This window comes from Mesorhizobium sp. WSM4820 (assembly GCF_055811075.1).
The window spans coordinates 170,514-187,919 of record NZ_JBVVQN010000004.1 but is presented as its reverse complement, the minus strand read 5'-3'; the positions used below and the strand labels follow the sequence as shown (position 1 = coordinate 187,919).

The window sequence follows — 17,406 nt, the reverse complement described above, 5'->3', positions numbered from 1 at the left end:
GGAGACCCATCTTGTCAGGAGAATGGGAAGAATAGGCCCTGGCAGTCTTCTTGCGCTTGGGAAAAATTGCTATCTTTCGACCATGACGAGGAGCGTGCATACACTGGCGTCGGGAAAAGGCTGGCGGGTGTCGGACGTGGTCTGCACTGCCGGCGTGGCTGATCGCCCGTTCGAGGAAGAGCATCGCGACTTCTGCGTCGCAGTGGTGACCAACGGCACTTTCCGCTACCGCGCACGCCAGGGCACGGCGATGTTGACGCCAGGCGCAATTCTGCTCGGCAACCCCCGCACTTGCTACGAGTGTGGGCACGAGCATGGCGCCGGCGACCGCTGCATCTCCTATCATTTCAGCCCGGCCTATATGGAGCAGATCGTCGCCGATATGCCGGGCGCGAAGAAGCTGGCCTTCGAGACGGCGCGGCTGCCGCCCTTGCCGGCGCTGGCACGGCTGCTGGCCGAGGCGGAAGCCGCGCGCGAGATGGCCGACATCGAGGCGTTCGAGGAACTCGGACTGCGGATTGCCGGCGCAGCCGTCGCCTCCGGTATCACGCCCGCTGCCCGGTCACCGAGCCGCCGCGATCAGAAACGCGTTGCGGAGGCGGTGCGGCGCATCGAAAAGGATGCCGAAAGGCCGGTCTCGCTCGCCGAGCTTGCAAGCGAAACGGCGACCAGCCCCTACCATTTCCTGCGCAGCTTCCGGCATGTCGCGGGCATGACGCCCTACCAGTTCGTGCTGAAAACCCGGCTGCACAGGGCGGCAGTGCGGCTGCGCATGTCGGACGAGGCGATCTCGACGATCGCCTTCGAAGCCGGGTTCAACGATTTGTCGACCTTCAACCGCCGTTTCCGCCGCGTGATGGGGGAGGCGCCCGGCGCCTACCGGCTCCGGCGGCGAGGCGATAAATTGCCGAACGCATCCGTGCTTCCGGCTTTGTGAAGCAAAAAATTGGCCTGACAATGAGCCTTGCCCCGGCGGCCACGAAAGCGCCTCGGCCATATCGTCGCAATCAGTGATATCCTTTTGAAATCACCACAAAAACCGACACTGGAAAACTGCCGCGGGCGTTGGAGTTTCGGCCCGGCTTCCTATATAAGCACCGAGTGATTCCCGATTTGATTGTGACCTGATTTGACCGACCAGAAGACACCGCGCGGCGCCGACGGCGGGCCCACCGGCATCGAGCCGATATCCATCATCGAGGAGATGCAGCGCTCCTATCTCGATTACGCGATGAGCGTGATCGTCAGCCGTGCGCTGCCCGACGTGCGCGACGGGTTGAAGCCGGTGCATCGCCGCATCCTCTACGCCGCCCATGAGAGCGGCTACCACTGGAACCGCAAATATGTGAAGTCGGCTCGCCCGGTCGCCGACGTGATGGGTAAATACCATCCGCATGGCGACGCCTCGATCTACGACGCCTTGGTGCGGATGGCGCAGGACTGGTCGCTGCGCGTGCCGCTGATCGACGGGCAGGGCAATTTCGGCTCGATCGACGGTGATCCGCCGGCGGCGATGCGTTACACCGAATCGCGGCTGACCAAGGTCGCGCATGAGTTGCTGGAAGACATCGACAAGGACACCGTCGATTTCCAGGACACTTATGATGCGTCCGGCAGCGAGCCGAAAGTCCTGCCGGCGCGCTTTCCGAACCTGTTGGTCAACGGCTCCGGCGGCATCGCCGTCGGCATGGCCACCAACATCCCGCCGCACAATCTTGGCGAGGTCTGCAACGGCGCCATCGCCCTCATCGACAATCCGGCGATCGATCTGCCGGCGCTGATGGAGATCATTCCAGGGCCGGATTTCCCGACCGGCGGCATCGTGCTCGGCCGCTCCGGCATCTACAGCGCCTATTCGACCGGCCGCGGCTCGATCGTCATGCGCGGCCGCGTCAATGTCGAGGCGCGCGGCAACGACCGTGAATCGATCGTCATCACCGAGGTTCCCTACCAGGTGAACAAGTCGTCGATGATCGAGAAGATGGCCGAGCTGGTGCGTGACAAGCGTATCGAAGGCATTTCCGACATCCGCGACGAGAGCGACCGCCAGGGCTACCGTGTCGTCATCGAACTGAAGCGCGACGCGGTCGCCGACGTCATCCTCAACCAACTCTACCGTTTCACGCCGCTGCAGACGTCGTTCGGCGCCAATATGGTGGCGCTGAACGGCGGCAAGCCGGAATTGCTGACGCTGACCGACATGCTGAAGGCGTTCGTCGCCTTCCGCGAGGACGTGATCAGCCGGCGCACGAAATTCCTGCTGCGCAAGGCGCGCGACCGTGCCCATGTGCTGGTCGGCCTTGCCATAGCCGTCGCCAACATCGACGAGGTGATAAAGCTGATCCGCAGCGCGCCAGATCCGCAGACGGCGCGCGAGCAGTTGATGGAGCGGCGCTGGCCCTCCGGCGACGTCGAATCGCTGATCCTGCTGATCGACGATCCGCGCCACCGCATCAACGAGGACGGCACCTACAATCTGTCCGAGGAACAGGCGCGCGCCATCCTCGAACTGCGCCTGCAGCGGCTGACCGCGCTCGGCCGCGACGAGATCGCCGACGAGTTGAACACGATCGGCGCGGAAATTGTTGATTATCTTGACATTTTGTCGTCCCGCGCGCGCATCCAGCAGATCGTCAAGGACGAGCTTGTCGCCGTGCGCGACGAGTTCGGCACGCCGCGCCGCACCGAGCTGTCCGAGGGCGGGGCGGATATGGAAGACGAGGACCTGATCCAGCGCGAGGACATGGTCGTGACGGTCAGCCATTCCGGCTACATCAAGCGTGTGCCGTTGTCGCTCTACCGGGCCCAGCGCCGCGGCGGCAAAGGCCGCTCCGGCATGTCGACCAAGGAAGAGGATTTCGTCACCCGGCTGTTCGTCGCCAACACGCACACGCCGGTGCTGTTCTTCTCCTCGCGCGGCATCGTCTACAAGGAAAAGGTGTGGCGCCTGCCGATCGGCAACCCGCAGTCGCGCGGCAAGGCGCTGATCAACATGCTGCCGCTGGAGCAGGGCGAACGCATCACCACGATCATGCCGCTGCCCGAGGACGAGACCAGCTGGGGCGAGCTCGACGTGATGTTCGCCACGACGCGCGGCACGGTGCGCCGCAACAAGCTGTCGGACTTCGTCCAGGTCAACCGCAACGGCAAGATCGCCATGAAGCTGGAAGAGGAAGGCGACGAGATACTCGGCGTCGAGACCTGCACCGACAATGACGACGTTTTGCTGACCGCAAGCTCCGGCCAGTGCATACGCTTCTCGGTCAGCGACGTGCGCGTTTTCCAGAGCCGCAATTCGGTCGGCGTGCGCGGCATCGCCATGGCTGCCAGCGACCGGGTGATCTCGATGGCGGTGATCGAACATGTCGATGCGTCGCCGGCCGAGCGCGCCGCTTATCTCAAGCGGGTGGCGGCCGAACGGCGGCTCGCCGCCGGCATTGCGGCGGGCGAGGACGAAGACTTCCAGCTCACCAATGAGGAGGTCGGCGAGGAGACGGAGCTTTCCGACGAGCGCTACGAATTCCTCAAGGCACACGAGCAGTTCGTGCTGACGGTGACGGAATATGGCTACGGCAAGCGCTCGTCTTCCTATGATTTCCGCCAGATAGGGCGCGGCGGCAAGGGCATCCGCGCCACCGATGTGTCGAAAGTGGCTGAGATCGGCCGTCTGGTGGCGACTTTCCCGGTCGGCAATGACGACCAGATCATGCTTGTCTCGGATGGCGGCACCGTCATCCGCGTGCCGGTCAACGGAATTCGCTTCGCCAGCCGCGCCACCAAGGGTGTGACCATCTTCAACACTGCTGACGGCGAGAAGGTCGTTTCGGTGGAGCGGATAACGGAACCGCAAGCGGACGAGGAAGCCGAAGAGAGTGTCGAGGGCGACGCAACTCTGGATACCGGTACTGAAGGCGCTGGCCCGGACAACAACGTCGACTAGGCCTTGATTGGGGAGTGCCGGCCCGATGGATCCGGCGCCGTCAACAGATGGCGGCCGGTTCAGAAGTGGCGATAAGGCTTGCGGATACCGAAGCCTTCGAGCCGTTTGGCATTGGACTTGGCGCGGACGCGCTCTGCTTCCTGATGCAGCCCGAATACGGTGGCTATCAGCATGGCGACGGTCATTGCGGCGGCGAGCATGTAGATCAGCATGTGCGTGTTCTCCTGCACCTAGCAACGATCAAATGGGGTTTTGGTTTCATCTTCTGAAGCTGCAATCTAATGAACGCTGCGTGAAGCCTTCGTGATCGGCCCATTCATTGGTCGTCCATCTCGGCCAAAAGGTTCACTCAAAAGCGCATCGCGATTACCGTGGCTCAGGCGATGCGCTTTGAAGTCCCCGTTCGGGTGGATCCCGTTGTTCCGAACCGCTGCGCACCCTCGGGTCAGGCCCAAGGGCAGGCTTTTGCGGCGACATGCATTGGCGGCTCGCTGATCGGATTTGCCTTTGCGAGAGAGGCTCGCTAGAAGCACCTGCCATGACCGAACGCATCGCCCTTTATGCCGGCTCCTTCGACCCGCCGACCAACGGCCATCTCGACGTGCTGAAGGCGTCGCTGGCCGTGGCGGACACCGTCTATGCGGCGATCGGCATTCATCCCGGCAAGCAACCGCTGTTTTCGTTCGAGGAGCGGGTCGGCCTCATCGAAGCTGCGACGAAGGCCGAGTTCGGCCGCGACGGCGCGCGCATCAAGGTCGTCGCTTTCGACGGGCTGGTCATCGACGCTGCCAGGAAGCAGGGCGCCTCGATCATGATCCGTGGCCTGCGCGACGGCACCGATCTCGACTACGAGATGCAGATGGCCGGTATGAACGAGACCATGGCGCCGGAACTGCAGACGGTTTTTCTGCCCGCCAGCCCTTCGGTGCGAACCATTACCGCCACACTTGTCCGTCAGATAGCCTCGATGGGCGGCGACATTCGCCCCTTCGTGCCGGCGGCCGTGGCTGGCGCACTCACCGCCAAATTTGCGAAATAATGCATGTCGCCCAAACGTGGAAACCGGTCTGGGGCAACGACATGCGCGAAACAAAGGTTTTCGGAGAAAGATCCATGCAGCTCAAAAGGCTCGCCACCTGTTTTGTCGTTCTTTTCGGTCTTGTGACGGCCTCCGTTTCGGCGTTCGCCGCCGATCCGGAAAACACGATGATCATCACGCTTAAGGACGGCGACGTGACCGTCGCGCTCAGGCCCGATCTCGCGCCGAAGCATGTCGAGCAGATCAAGAAGCTGGTGCGCCAGGGCGCTTATGACAACGTCGCTTTCCACCGTGTCATCGACGGCTTCATGGCGCAGACCGGCGACGTGAAGTTCGGCAACATGAAGAACGGCTTCAGCGCCGACGCTGTCGGCACCGGCGGTTCCGATCTTCCCGACCTGCCGGCCGAATTCTCGAAGACCGAGCGCTATCAGCGCGGCGTGGTCGGGATGGCCCGCTCGCAGGACCCGGATTCCGCCAATTCGCAGTTCTTCATCATGTTCGCGCCGGCGCCGCCGCTCGATGGCCAGTACACCATCGTCGGCAATGTCGAGAACGGCATGGAGTTGGTGGACAAGATCAAGAAAGGCGACGCGGCGCAGAACGGGGTCGTCACCGATCCCGATCGCATGATCAAGGTGCGCATCGCCACCGACGGCAAGTAAACCCATTTATTTCAAAAGGATATTCTGACATGGCCGAGATCAAGGACCGCGAGAACGCGCTCATCATGGAAACGACCAAGGGCAAGGTCGTCATCGAACTGTTTCCCGATCTGGCGCCTGGCCATGTCGGCCGCATCAAGGAACTGGCGCGCGAAGGCGCTTATGACGGCGTGGTGTTCCACCGCGTCATCGACGGTTTCATGGCACAGACCGGCGACGTGAAATTCGGCAATTCCAGCAAGCCCTCTTTCGCACCGGCGCGCGCCGGCACCGGCGGCTCCGACAAGCCCGACCTGAAGGCGGAGTTCTCCAACGCCAACCATGGCCGCGGCACCTGCTCGATGGCGCGCTCGCAGAACCCGAACTCGGCCAACTCGCAATTTTTCATCTGCTTCGACGATGCCGCCTTCCTCAACCGCCAATACACGGTCTGGGGCCAGGTCATCGAAGGCATGGACAATGTCGACAAGATCAAGCGCGGCGAGCCGGTGCCGGATCCCGACAAGATCGTGTCGCTGAAGGTCGCGGCCGACGTGAAATGACCTCCTCGGCTGTCGCGGCTATCACTCTGATGCTTGCCGCAGCGGCCGCTCCGGCGCTGGCGACGGGGTCGATCGTTGGCGCCTGGGCGGTGACCTGCCCGGAATTTTGAGGCGGGATTTTCTTGCGCGTCGATCTTTTCGACTTCGATCTGCCGGAGGAGCGCATCGCGCTTCGACCGGCGGAACCGCGCGACAGCGCCAAAATGCTGGTTGTCAGGCCGGGTGAAGGTCTCGAAGACCGGACGGTGCGCGAGCTGCCGTCGCTGCTCGAGACCGGTGACGTGCTGGTCTTCAACGACACCAAGGTCATACCGGCACAGTTGAAGGGCATCAGGCGGCGCGGCGAAGCGGCGGCGCAAATCGAAGCCACGCTGCACATGCGGGTGGCGCCGGACCGCTGGCTGGCTTTCATGCGGCCGGGCAAGCGCATCGCCGCCGGTGACCGCATCCATTTCGGCCATGACGCTAATTCCTGCTTTCTCGGCCAGCTCGATGCCACGGTGATCGAGAAGGGCGAGGCCGGCGAGGCTTTGCTTGGTTTTGACCTCTCAGGCCCGTTTCTCGACGAGGCGCTGCACGCCGTCGGCCACATTCCGCTGCCGCCTTATATCGCTTCGAAGCGCGACGACGACGAACGCGATCGCAGCGACTACCAGACCATCTATGCCAGGGAGGAGGGGGCTGTCGCCGCCCCCACGGCCGGTCTGCATTTCACGCCCAAGCTTTTCGCCGCGCTCGATGCCAGGGGCGTCGATCGGCGCTTCGTCACTCTGCATGTCGGCGCCGGCACGTTTCTGCCGGTGAAAGTCGACGACACCGCCGACCACAAGATGCATGCCGAGATCGGTTCGGTCAGCCCGGAAACCGCCGAGGCGCTGAACGCGGCAAAGGCGCGTGGCGGGCGCATCATCGCCGTCGGCACGACATCGTTACGCCTGCTGGAGAGCGCCGCGCGGGAGGACGGCACGCTGGCCGGATGGTCGGGTCCGACCGACATCTTCATCACGCCCGGCTATCGCTTCAAGGCCGCCGATATGCTGATGACCAATTTCCATCTGCCGCGCTCGACGCTGTTCATGCTGGTTTCGGCGTTTTGCGGTCTGGAAACAATGCGTGCGGCCTATGCGCATGCCATCGAGAACCGCTACAGGTTCTACTCCTACGGAGATGCAAGTCTGCTGTTCAAGCAGGAGAACGATGGACGCGCGCCCGGTATAGAACAAGGAATTCAATGACTAAAGCGTTCACCTTCAAGGTGCTGGCGACCGACGGCAAAGCGCGGCGCGGCTCCATCACCATGCCGCGCGGAGAAATCCGCACGCCGGCCTTCATGCCGGTCGGCACCGGCGGCACGGTCAAGACCATGTATATGGATCAGGTGCGCGGCGTCGGCTCGGACATTATCCTTGGCAACACCTATCATCTGATGCTGCGGCCGGGCGCCGAGCGTGTGGCGCGGCTTGGCGGTCTGCATGAATTCGCCCGCTGGCCGCATCCGATTCTGACCGACAGCGGCGGCTTCCAGGTGATGTCGCTGTCGAAGCTGAGGAAACTCACCGAAAAGGGCGTCACCTTCCGCTCCCATATCGACGGCGCCGCCTATGAGATGTCGCCCGAGCGCTCGATCGAAATCCAGGGACTGCTCGGCGCCGACATCCAGATGCAGCTCGACGAATGCACCGCGCTGCCGGCCATGGAGAAGGAGATCGAGCGGGCGATGGAGCTGTCGCTGCGCTGGGCCGAGCGTTGCAGGACGGCGTTCGGCGACCAGCCGGGCAAGGCGATGTTCGGCATCGTCCAGGGCGGCGACATACCGACCCTGCGGCTGCGCTCGGCGCAGGCGCTGAAAGCGATGGACCTCAAGGGCTACGCGATCGGCGGGCTGGCGGTCGGCGAGCCGCAATCAGTGATGCTCGAAATGCTCGACATCACCTGCCCGGAGCTGCCGGCGGACAGGCCGCGCTATCTGATGGGTGTCGGCACGCCCGACGACATATTGAAATCGGTGGCGCGCGGCATCGACATGTTCGATTGCGTGATGCCGACACGCGCCGGCCGCCATGGCCTCGCCTATACAAGGCGCGGCAAGGTCAATCTGCGCAACGCCCGCCATGCCGACGATCCGCGCCCGCTGGACGAGGAGAGCGACTGCCCGGCCGCCAGAGATTATTCACGCGCCTACCTGCACCATCTGGTCCGCTCGCAAGAGGCGCTCGGAGCGATGCTGCTGACCTGGAACAATCTTTCCTATTATCAAAAGCTGATGCAGGACATTCGTGCCGCCATCGAAGCCGGCGCGTTCGAGGCGCGGGCGGCGGAAATTTCAGAGGGCTGGGCGCGGGGCGATATCCCAGCGATGTAATCGAGCCCCAGTGCTCAGCGGAGTCGATGCGCGCAGGCACAGCATGCGCTTGGCGGAGCTCCACGGTTTCAGCACCCCGCGAACATTCGCCGGCTGGCTGCAGTTAAGCTTCTTCCTCCAAGTCGGTTCCGCCTGAGCGCCGTCCTGATGCTTGAAAGCCGGGCGGCAGTCTGCCACAAGGGCGGCCTATGCGTGCAAGCTTGAGCAGGATCGGGCAATGAAGGCATTTTTCGTGCAGATAAAGTGTGATCTGGGCAAGTCCTATGATGTTGCCGGCGCGTTGGCCGATGCCGAGATCGCCTCGGAAATCTACTCGACAGCCGGCGACTACGATCTGCTCGCCAAATTCTATGTCGACGACGAGGAAGACATCGGCCACTTCGTCAACGAGAAGGTGCAGATTCTTCCAGGCATCAAGGACACGTTTACAGTGGTCACCTTCCGCGCGTTCTGAGCGGCGCCTGCCGCCTGCCCGGGCACAAGGCAAAGCCTGACCCAGCCATATCGGCGCTGCCCTAATTTTAGGCAGGTCGCGACATACTGATCGCCAACATCCTGCAAATCACCGATTGCGCTTGATTTTCTCCGGTGACGCCAGTGAAATGGCCTGACAGGGAGTAAGCGATTGGCAGCGTTCGACGAAATGCTTCCGGAAATCTCCGGATTGAGAAAACCGTATTCGGCTTACGATCGCTGGCTGAAGGAGCAGGATCCGGCCAGGCTTACCGAAAAGATGCAGGACGCCGAACGCGTCTTTCGCAAGACCGGCATCACCTTTGCCGTCTATGGCGAGCAGGAAGCCTCCGAGCGCCTTATCCCCTTCGACATCGTTCCGCGCATCATTTCCGGCAATGAATGGCGACGGCTGACGCAAGGCATCGAGCAGCGCGTCCAGGCGCTGAACGCCTTTCTCGACGATATCTACCACCGCCAGGAGATTTTGCGCGCCGGGCGCGTCCCCAAGGAATTGATCGCCAAGAACGAGGCATTCCTGCCGGAGATGATCGGAGTGCGGCCGCCGGCCGGCGTCTACACCCATATCATCGGCGTCGATATCGTTCGCATCAGCGAGAACGAATTCTACGTGCTGGAGGACAATGCGCGCACGCCGTCCGGCGTCTCCTACATGCTGGAGAACCGCGAGACGATGATGCAGCTCTTTCCCGAGCTGTTCCAGCAGATCAAGGTGCGGCCGGTGGAAAACTATCCGCAGCTCTTGCGCCAGTCGCTGGCGGCAGTGCGGCCGCAAGGCACCAGGGGCGCGCCGACCATTGCCGTGCTGACGCCGGGCAGCTTCAACTCCGCCTATTTCGAACATGCCTTCCTTGCCGACCAGATGGGTGTGCAGCTTGTCGAGGGGCAGGATCTGCGCGTCGTCGATGGCCACGTCGCGATGCGCACGACCGAAGGCTACAAGCAGATCGACGTGCTTTATCGAAGGGTGGACGATTCTTTCCTCGATCCGCTGACCTTCCGCCCGGACTCGGCACTGGGTGTGCCGGGCATCATGGATGTCTACCGTGCCGGCAATATCACCATCGCCAATGCACCGGGAACCGGCATCGCCGACGACAAGGCGATCTATTCCTACATGCCCGAGATCGTTGAATTCTACACCGGCCGTAAAGCAATCCTCGGCAACATCCCGACCTGGCGCTGCTCGGAGCCGGACAGCCTGAAATACGTGCTCGAACATATCGACGAGTTGGTGGTGAAGGAGGTGCATGGCTCCGGCGGCTACGGCATGCTGGTCGGGCCGGCGGCGACCAAGAAGGAATGCGAGGATTTTTCCAAGAAACTCGCGGCAAGACCGTCGAACTACATCGCCCAGCCGACGCTGGCGCTGTCGACCTGTCCGATCCTGACCGACAAGGGACTGGCGCCGCGCCATGTCGATCTCAGGCCCTACGTGCTGGTATCCGATCGCATCCAGATCGTGCCGGGCGGGCTGACGCGTGTGGCGCTGAAGGAAGGTTCGCTGGTGGTCAATTCGTCCCAGGGCGGCGGGACGAAGGATACGTGGGTGCTGGATGATTAGAGAGTGAATAGTGAATAGTGAATAGTGAATAGTGAATAGTGAATAGATAAGGATGACATGTCGTTGATGTTGGTGAAATGCCCTGAAATGAAGCACGCGGCGTCGTGCCCTGGAAAAATTCGGCCATTCACCATTCACCATTCACCACTCACCGTCCGAAGGACCGCGTAGAATGCTTCTCGGCCGCACCGCCAACGGGCTCTACTGGATGAACCGCTACATCGAGCGGGCGGAAAACATGGCGCGGCTGGTCGATGCCGGGCTGCGCATGGCGCTGACCCGCACCCAGAACGCCTCCGAAGAGTGGAATTCGGTGCTGCTCAGTGCCGGTTCGGACGCTGCTTTCACGCAGAAGTATTCCGACTATACCGCCGCCAACGTTGCCGATTTCCTGCTGCGCGACACATCCAACCCGTCGAGCACGATGACGTCGATCGAAACGGCCCGTAACAATGCCCGCATGGTGCGCACCGCATTGACGCGCGAGACCTGGGAAAGCATCAACGAAGCCTGGATGTCGCTGAAGCGCATGCTGGCCAAGCCGATCGACGAACGCGACCTGCCCAGCGTGCTCGACGCGATCAAGCGCGAAACGGCGCTGATCCGCGGCTCGTTCTACGGTACCATGCTGCGCAACGAGATCTTCGATTTCTCGCAACTCGGCACCTATGTCGAACGCGCCGACAATACGGCTCGCATCCTGGACGTGAAATACTACGTGCTGTTGCCGTCGATCTCGTGGGTCGGCTCCACGCTCGACAACTACCAGTGGGAATCGATCCTGCGTTCGGTGTCGGCGCATCGCTCCTATCGCTGGGTCTACGAGGCCGACTACAAGCCGACCAACATTGCCGACTATCTGATCCTCAACGTTCGCATGCCGCGCTCGCTGACCTTCTGCTACCGCTTCCTGACCGAGCATCTCAGATTCCTGGGTGACGATTATGGTGAGCGCCATGCCTGTCATGTGACAGCCGGCAAGACCCAGGCCATGCTGGCCGCCGGCTCGATCAAGGACATATTCGACGCCGGCCTGCATGAATTCCTGGCCAATTTCATCCGCGACAACATCAGGCTCGGCGACGAGATCGCGCAGGACTACAGGTTTTATTGAGCATGATCCCGGAAAGTGGAAGCCGGTTTCCGGAAAAGATCATGCTCAGGGGACGAGCATGATCCCGGAAGGTGGAAGCCGGTTTCCGGAAAAGATCATGCTCAGGGGGCGAGAGCAATGCGGCTGAAGATCACTCACCGGACCGAATACCGCTACGACGCGCCGGTGCACTATCTGTTGCAGCGGCTGCGGCTGCTTCCAGTCAGCGGACCGACACAGACCGTCTTGTCCTGGGCGCTGAAGATCGAAGGGGCGCGCGAAGAGGTGCGCTTCACCGACCATTTCGGCAACGACACGCGGCTTTTGAGCGTCGAAGGCGAGCGCGATTTCATCACCGTCGAGGCATCGGGCGAGGTGGTGACACGCGACACATCAGGCGTCAGCGGGCCACATCAGGGTTTCGCGCCGCTGTGGTTGTTTGGCCAGGAAACGCCGTTGACCACGATCGGCGGCGGTATTCGCGAACTCGCGGCCTCGGTTGGCGAGGGGGCCGATATCGAAAGGCTGCACCGGCTGATGGCGGTGATCGGCGAGCGCGTTGCCTATACGATGGGCACCACCAACGCGGCGACCCCGGCCGAGGACGCGCTGGCGCTCAAGACCGGCGTCTGCCAGGACCACAGCCACATCTTTGCCGCCGCCGCGCGAGCCATGGGGTTTCCGGCCCGCTACATCAGCGGCTATTTGATGATGGATGCGGCGGTCGAGCAGGCGGCGAGCCATGCCTGGGCCGAAGTGCATGTTGCGGGCCTTGGCTGGGTCGCGTTCGACGTCGCCAACGGCATTTCGCCCGACGAACGCTATGTTAAGGTGGCAACCGGCCGTGATTACCGCGACGCCACGCCTGTATCGGGAATTCGACTGGGACAAGCGGAAGAACAGCTTGCGGTGACCGTCACCGTGGAGCAGTAATCCCCGGCAAGATTTGCTGCCAAAGGGATTCGATGACCTATTGCGTCGGCTTGAAGATCGATCGCGGGCTCGTGTTCATGTCGGACACGCGCACCAATGCCGGCATGGATTCGATCTCTACCTTCAAGAAGATGCATGTCTGGGAGCAGCCGGGCGAGCGCGTCATCGTGCTGATGTCGGCCGGCAATCTGGCGACGACGCAGGCTGTCGTCAGCCTGCTCGACGAACGCACCAAGGCGGTGGCCGATCGCCACGCCACGCTGCTTGAAACGCCGTCCATGTACCAGACGGTGCGGCTGGTCGGCGACACCGTCAAGGAAGTCATCGCCAGTTCGTCGCCGGCGGGCGAAAAGGCCGATTCCTACTTCAATGCCTCCTTCATCCTCGGCGGCCAGATCAAGGGCAGCGCGCCGCGGCTGTTCATGATCTATCCGGAAGGCAATTTCATCGAATCGACCGACGACACGCCGTTCTTCCAGATCGGCGAAACCAAATATGGCAAGCCGATCATCATCCGCGCCTATGAGAAGGCGATGAGTTTCGCCGAGACGGTGAAACTGCTGCTGGTGTCGTTCGACTCGACGCTGAAATCGAACCTGTCGGTTGGTCTGCCGCTCGACCTGCTGTTCTACGAAAAGGACGCCTTCAAGGTCAGCCTGAAGAAGCGTATCGCCCAGGACGACCAATATTATCGGACGATCTCGGACGGCTGGTCGAATGCACTGAAGGCTGCTTTTGCGAGCCTGCCTGACTTTCCCGAGTGAAAGCCTCCGTTTTTCGTGCTCTTTGATCGCTGGGCCCGATGCGACGGAGAGCAAGATGAATAGCAACGAATTCCGGGAATGGTCGCTGCGCGCGGCCGAATGGGGTGCCGACTACAGGAGCACACTTCGCGAAAGGCCGGTGCGGCCGCTCGTCGAGCCGGGCGAAATCTCCAGAAGCATCGACGTCTCGCCGCCGGAACATGGCGAAACGATGCAGGCAATCTTCGCCGACTTCGAGCGCAAAATCCTGCCCGGCATGACGCATTGGCAGCATCCGCGCTTCTTCGCCTATTTCCCGGCCAACGCCGCACCGGTTTCGGTGGTGGCCGAATATCTGGTCTCGGTGATGGCCGCGCAATGCATGCTCTGGCAAACTTCGCCGGCAGCGACCGAACTCGAGACGCGCGTCGTCGACTGGATGCGTCAGGCGCTTGGCCTGCCGGAAGGGTTTGCCGGCGTCATGCAGGATTCGGCATCGTCGGCGACGCTCGCCGCCGTGCTGACCATGCGCGAGCGCGCGCTCGACTGGCAGGGCAACAAGAAGGGCCTGCAGGGCCAGCCGATATTGCGCGTCTATTCTTCCGACCAGGTCCACACCTCCATCGACCGGGCGATCTGGGTGTCGGGCGTCGGCGAGGACAATCTCGTGCGCATTCCGGTTGCCGGCCGCTTCCGCGCCATGGATGTCGCAGTTCTCGAAGCGGCTGTCGTCGCCGACCGGCAGGCGGGCATGCTGCCGGCCGGCATCATCGCCTGCGTCGGCGGCACCAGCACCGGCGGCACCGATTATATCACCGGCGTCGCCGCGGTGGCGAAACGGCACGGCCTCTATCTGCATGTCGATGCCGCCTGGGCCGGATCGGCGATGATATGTCCGGAATACCGGCATTTCTGGGCGGGCGTGGAGCAGGCGGATTCCATCGTCTTCAACCCGCACAAATGGCTGGGCGCGCAGTTCGACTGCTCGATGCAGTTCATCCGCCGGCCGGAAGACCTGGTGCGGACGCTGGCCATCAAGCCGGATTACCTGGAGACGCATGGGCGCGACGGCATCATCAACTATTCCGAATGGTCGGTGCCGCTCGGGCGGCGCTTTCGCGCGCTGAAACTCTGGTTCCTGCTGCGCGCCCACGGGCTGGAAAATCTGCGGACCATGATCCGCAACCATGTCGCCTGGAGCGAAGGGCTGGCCGAGCGGCTGGCCAGGGAAGCGGATTTCGAGATCGTCTCGGAGCCGATGCTGTCGCTGTTCTCGTTCCGGCATCGGGCGGCCGGCATCGATTCGGACGAACACAACCTGCGGCTGGTCAACGCGATCAACGACGATGGCCGCATCTACCTGACGCAGACACGGGTGGACGGGCAGGTCGCGATCCGCTTTCAAGTCGGTCAGTTCGAGACGACGGCGGCGGATATCGACACCGCATTCGGGGTCATCACCGAAATCGCCCGCCGGCTGGCCTGAAAATTGGTCGGCAAAGTTGCGTCGAGGTTTGTTTTTGGACGTATGCAAATTTCGTTAGCCGCCCCATGCCTTTTCACCGCTTTCGTTTTTCGCTATAGACAAGGAAAACGAAAACGGGAGGTCACCGATGTATCTGTCGCCGCGTCATTCCGAGATCATCCAGATGGCCAAGGACAATGGCCGCGTGCTGGTCGAGGATCTGGCAACGCATTTCAACGTGACGCCGCAGACCATCCGCAAGGACCTCAACGATCTGTGCGACCAGCGCCTGCTTTCCCGTATCCATGGCGGGGCGCTGTTCCCGTCCGGCATCGAGAACATGGAATACGAGGCGAGGCGCAAGATCGCCGCCGACGAGAAGGAGGCGATCGGCCGCGCCGCAGCCAGGCTGATCCCGGACAACGCCTCGCTGTTCATCAATATCGGCACCACGACGGAGTCGGTCAGCAAGGCGCTTCTCGATCATGCGGGCCTGATGGTCATCACCAATAATATCAATGTTGCCAACAGGATGCGCATATATCCTTCCATCGAAGTTGTTATTGCCGGCGGCGTCGTGCGGGGTTCCGACGGCGGTGTGGTCGGCGAAGCGGCGGTCGATTTCATCAGGCAGTTCAAAGTCGACTACGCGGTGATCGGCGCCTCGGCGATCGACCATGACGGTGCGTTGCTCGATTTCGATTTTCGCGAGGTGAAGGTGGCGCAGGCGATCATCGCCAATGCCCGGCATGTGATCCTCGTTTCCGACCAGACCAAGTTCGAGCGGACGGCGCCGGTTCGCATCGGCCACCTGTCGCAGGTCAACACTTTCATCACCGACCGCTGCGACATCCCGTCGGTGCGCAAGATCTGCCAGGAAGCAGAGGTTCAACTGATCGAAACGTCGCTCTCCTAGATGGGACCGTTGATGGTGCCGTTGCGGCAACTCCCGCTGTTTATATTTCGTTTGACATTCGTTCCTATTTCGAAATAATCCCGACACGGTTTCGTAAAAACCTAAAAATGCTGCAATGCGAAATCCGGGAGGACTTTTTGTGAGCGCATCCCCGATCCATGACATCTTCGTCATCGGTGGCGGTATCAACGGCTGCGGCATTGCCCGCGATGCGGTTGGGCGCGGCTTCTCGGTGTTCCTTGCCGAGATGAACGATCTGGCCAGCGGCACGTCCTCGGGCTCGACCAAATTGATCCATGGCGGCTTGCGCTATCTGGAGTTTTATGAGTTCCGCCTGGTGCGCGAGGCGCTGATGGAGCGCGAGATCCTTTGGAAGAACGCGCCGCACATCATCTGGCCGATGCGCTTCGTGCTGCCCTATGCCAAGGGCCTGCGCCCGGCCTGGCTGATCAGGCTCGGCCTTTTCCTCTACGACCACATTGGCGGGCGAAAATTGCTGCCGGCGACCAAGACGCTGGACATGGCAAACGACCCAGCCGGCAAGCCGCTGAAGCCGTTGTTTCGCAAGGCCTTCGAATATTCCGACGGCTGGGTCAACGATGCGCGGCTGGTGGCGTTGAACGCCCGCGACGCCGCCGATCGCGGCGCAACGATACGAACCCGCACGAAAGTCGTCGACGCACGCCGTGAAGGCGAGTTCTGGACGGTCAGGCTGCAAAACACGCAGACCGGCGACACCGAGGAGGTCAAGGCGCGGCTTTTGGTCAACGCCGCCGGCCCATGGGTCGACCACGTGCTGTCGGCTACGGTCGGCTTGAACGACGTGCACAATGTCCGGCTGGTACAGGGCAGCCATATCGTCATCAGCAAGAAATTCGACGATCCGCGCGCCTATTTCTTTCAGAACAAGGATGGCCGCATCATCTTTGCCATCCCCTACGAGGAAGAGTTCACGCTGATCGGCACCACCGACCAGGACTTTTCCGGCGACCCGCGCGACGTGAAGATCAGCGACGCCGAGACCGACTACCTCTGTGCCGCGGCGAGTGAATATTTCGCGCAGCCGGTCAAGCGTTCGGACATCGTCTGGACCTATTCCGCCGTGCGCCCACTTTATGACGACGGCGCCTCGAAGGCGCAGGAAGCGACCCGCGATTATGTGCTGAAGACCGACGGCGGCGAAGGCACGGCGCCGATCGTCAACACCTTCGGCGGCAAGATCACCACCTATCGCCGGCTGTCGGAATCGATGCTCGAGAAAATCGAGGGTTTTCTCGGCAAGCGCGGCAAGCCGTGGACGGCAAACGCGCCGCTGCCGGGCGGCGATTTCCCGGCGAGCGGCTTCGACGCCGAAGTGGCGAAACTGAAAACGGCCTATCCGTTCCTCGATGCGCGTCTGGCGCGCCGCCTGACCCGGCTTTATGGGACTCGCGCAAGGATGCTGCTGGGCCTCGCCAGGTCGAATGCCGACCTTGGCCGCAACTTTGGCGCCGATCTCTACGAGGCCGAGGTACGCTACCTCGTTCAAAATGAATGGGCGATGACGGCCGAAGATGTATTGTGGCGCAGGACCAAGCGCGGCCTGCAACTGAGCCGCGAGCAGGCGGCAGCGCTCGACGAATTCATGCGCGGGATAAGCCGGCGCCATGTCGCGGCTGCCGAATAGTCAT

The 17,406-nt window shown here is 62.1% G+C and carries 16 protein-coding genes; 15 read left to right on the top strand and 1 reads right to left on the bottom strand.

Annotation, left to right across the window (positions count from 1 at the left end; translation table 11 throughout):
• Positions 1-82 precede the first annotated feature (82 nt).
• Both AC0L2R_RS08940 and gyrA read left to right on the top strand, forming a co-directional pair.
• Complete coding sequence (locus AC0L2R_RS08940; protein ID WP_473508503.1) at positions 83-937, top strand: helix-turn-helix transcriptional regulator; 855 nt, start codon at positions 83-85, stop codon at positions 935-937.
• 192 nt (positions 938-1,129) lie between these two features.
• Positions 1,130-3,940 carry a DNA gyrase subunit A gene (gene gyrA / locus AC0L2R_RS08935; protein ID WP_473508502.1) on the top strand — a complete coding sequence of 937 codons (2,811 nt, stop codon included), beginning with the start codon at positions 1,130-1,132 and terminating at the stop codon, positions 3,938-3,940.
• 59 nt (positions 3,941-3,999) lie between these two features.
• Here the strand turns inward: gyrA and AC0L2R_RS08930 are convergent, their stop codons facing one another.
• Positions 4,000-4,152, bottom strand: coding sequence for a hypothetical protein (locus AC0L2R_RS08930; RefSeq protein WP_473508501.1), 153 nt, complete (start codon positions 4,150-4,152; stop codon positions 4,000-4,002).
• Between the two features lie 326 nt (positions 4,153-4,478).
• Here AC0L2R_RS08930 and coaD point away from each other — a divergent pair, with 326 nt between their 5' ends.
• From coaD to glpD, 13 genes are all read left to right on the top strand, one after another.
• On the top strand, positions 4,479-4,979 hold the full coding sequence (gene coaD, locus AC0L2R_RS08925) for a pantetheine-phosphate adenylyltransferase (protein ID WP_473508500.1): 501 nt from the start codon (positions 4,479-4,481) through the stop codon (positions 4,977-4,979).
• A 74-nt stretch (positions 4,980-5,053) separates the two neighbouring features.
• The gene (locus AC0L2R_RS08920) at positions 5,054-5,644 is read left to right on the top strand and encodes a peptidylprolyl isomerase (protein WP_473508499.1); all 591 of its coding nucleotides are present in this window, start codon (positions 5,054-5,056) and stop codon (positions 5,642-5,644) included.
• Positions 5,645-5,673: 29 nt separating this feature from the next.
• The gene (locus AC0L2R_RS08915; protein WP_091593716.1) at positions 5,674-6,186 is read left to right on the top strand and encodes a peptidylprolyl isomerase; all 513 of its coding nucleotides are present in this window, start codon (positions 5,674-5,676) and stop codon (positions 6,184-6,186) included.
• 122 nt (positions 6,187-6,308) lie between these two features.
• A complete protein-coding gene (gene queA, locus AC0L2R_RS08910; protein ID WP_473508498.1) occupies positions 6,309-7,421 on the top strand; it encodes a tRNA preQ1(34) S-adenosylmethionine ribosyltransferase-isomerase QueA in 1,113 nt (370 codons plus the stop codon).
• Positions 7,418-8,548 carry a tRNA guanosine(34) transglycosylase Tgt gene (gene tgt / locus AC0L2R_RS08905; protein WP_473508497.1) on the top strand — a complete coding sequence of 377 codons (1,131 nt, stop codon included), beginning with the start codon at positions 7,418-7,420 and terminating at the stop codon, positions 8,546-8,548. The genes queA and tgt overlap by 4 nt, the downstream gene beginning before the upstream one ends.
• 217 nt (positions 8,549-8,765) lie before the next feature.
• Entirely contained in the window at positions 8,766-9,002 is a 237-nt protein-coding gene (locus AC0L2R_RS08900; protein WP_095492825.1) for an Lrp/AsnC ligand binding domain-containing protein, read from the top strand.
• A gap of 171 nt (positions 9,003-9,173) precedes the next feature.
• Positions 9,174-10,586, top strand: coding sequence for a circularly permuted type 2 ATP-grasp protein (locus AC0L2R_RS08895; protein ID WP_473508496.1), 1,413 nt, complete (start codon positions 9,174-9,176; stop codon positions 10,584-10,586).
• A gap of 172 nt (positions 10,587-10,758) precedes the next feature.
• A complete protein-coding gene (locus AC0L2R_RS08890) occupies positions 10,759-11,700 on the top strand; it encodes an alpha-E domain-containing protein (RefSeq protein ID WP_473508495.1) in 942 nt (313 codons plus the stop codon).
• 117 nt (positions 11,701-11,817) lie between these two features.
• Positions 11,818-12,612 (top strand): transglutaminase family protein, encoded by a 795-nt coding sequence (locus AC0L2R_RS08885; protein WP_473508494.1) that lies wholly within the window; start codon positions 11,818-11,820, stop codon positions 12,610-12,612.
• A gap of 32 nt (positions 12,613-12,644) precedes the next feature.
• Positions 12,645-13,376, top strand: coding sequence for a proteasome-type protease (locus tag AC0L2R_RS08880; RefSeq protein WP_128172385.1), 732 nt, complete (start codon positions 12,645-12,647; stop codon positions 13,374-13,376).
• Between the two features lie 55 nt (positions 13,377-13,431).
• A complete protein-coding gene (locus AC0L2R_RS08875; protein WP_473508493.1) occupies positions 13,432-14,841 on the top strand; it encodes a pyridoxal phosphate-dependent decarboxylase family protein in 1,410 nt (469 codons plus the stop codon).
• Positions 14,842-14,968: 127 nt separating this feature from the next.
• Positions 14,969-15,736 (top strand): DeoR/GlpR family DNA-binding transcription regulator, encoded by a 768-nt coding sequence (locus AC0L2R_RS08870; protein ID WP_128172387.1) that lies wholly within the window; start codon positions 14,969-14,971, stop codon positions 15,734-15,736.
• A gap of 139 nt (positions 15,737-15,875) precedes the next feature.
• Positions 15,876-17,402, top strand: coding sequence for a glycerol-3-phosphate dehydrogenase (gene glpD / locus AC0L2R_RS08865; protein ID WP_473508492.1), 1,527 nt, complete (start codon positions 15,876-15,878; stop codon positions 17,400-17,402).
• The last annotated feature ends 4 nt before the right edge of the window (positions 17,403-17,406 follow it).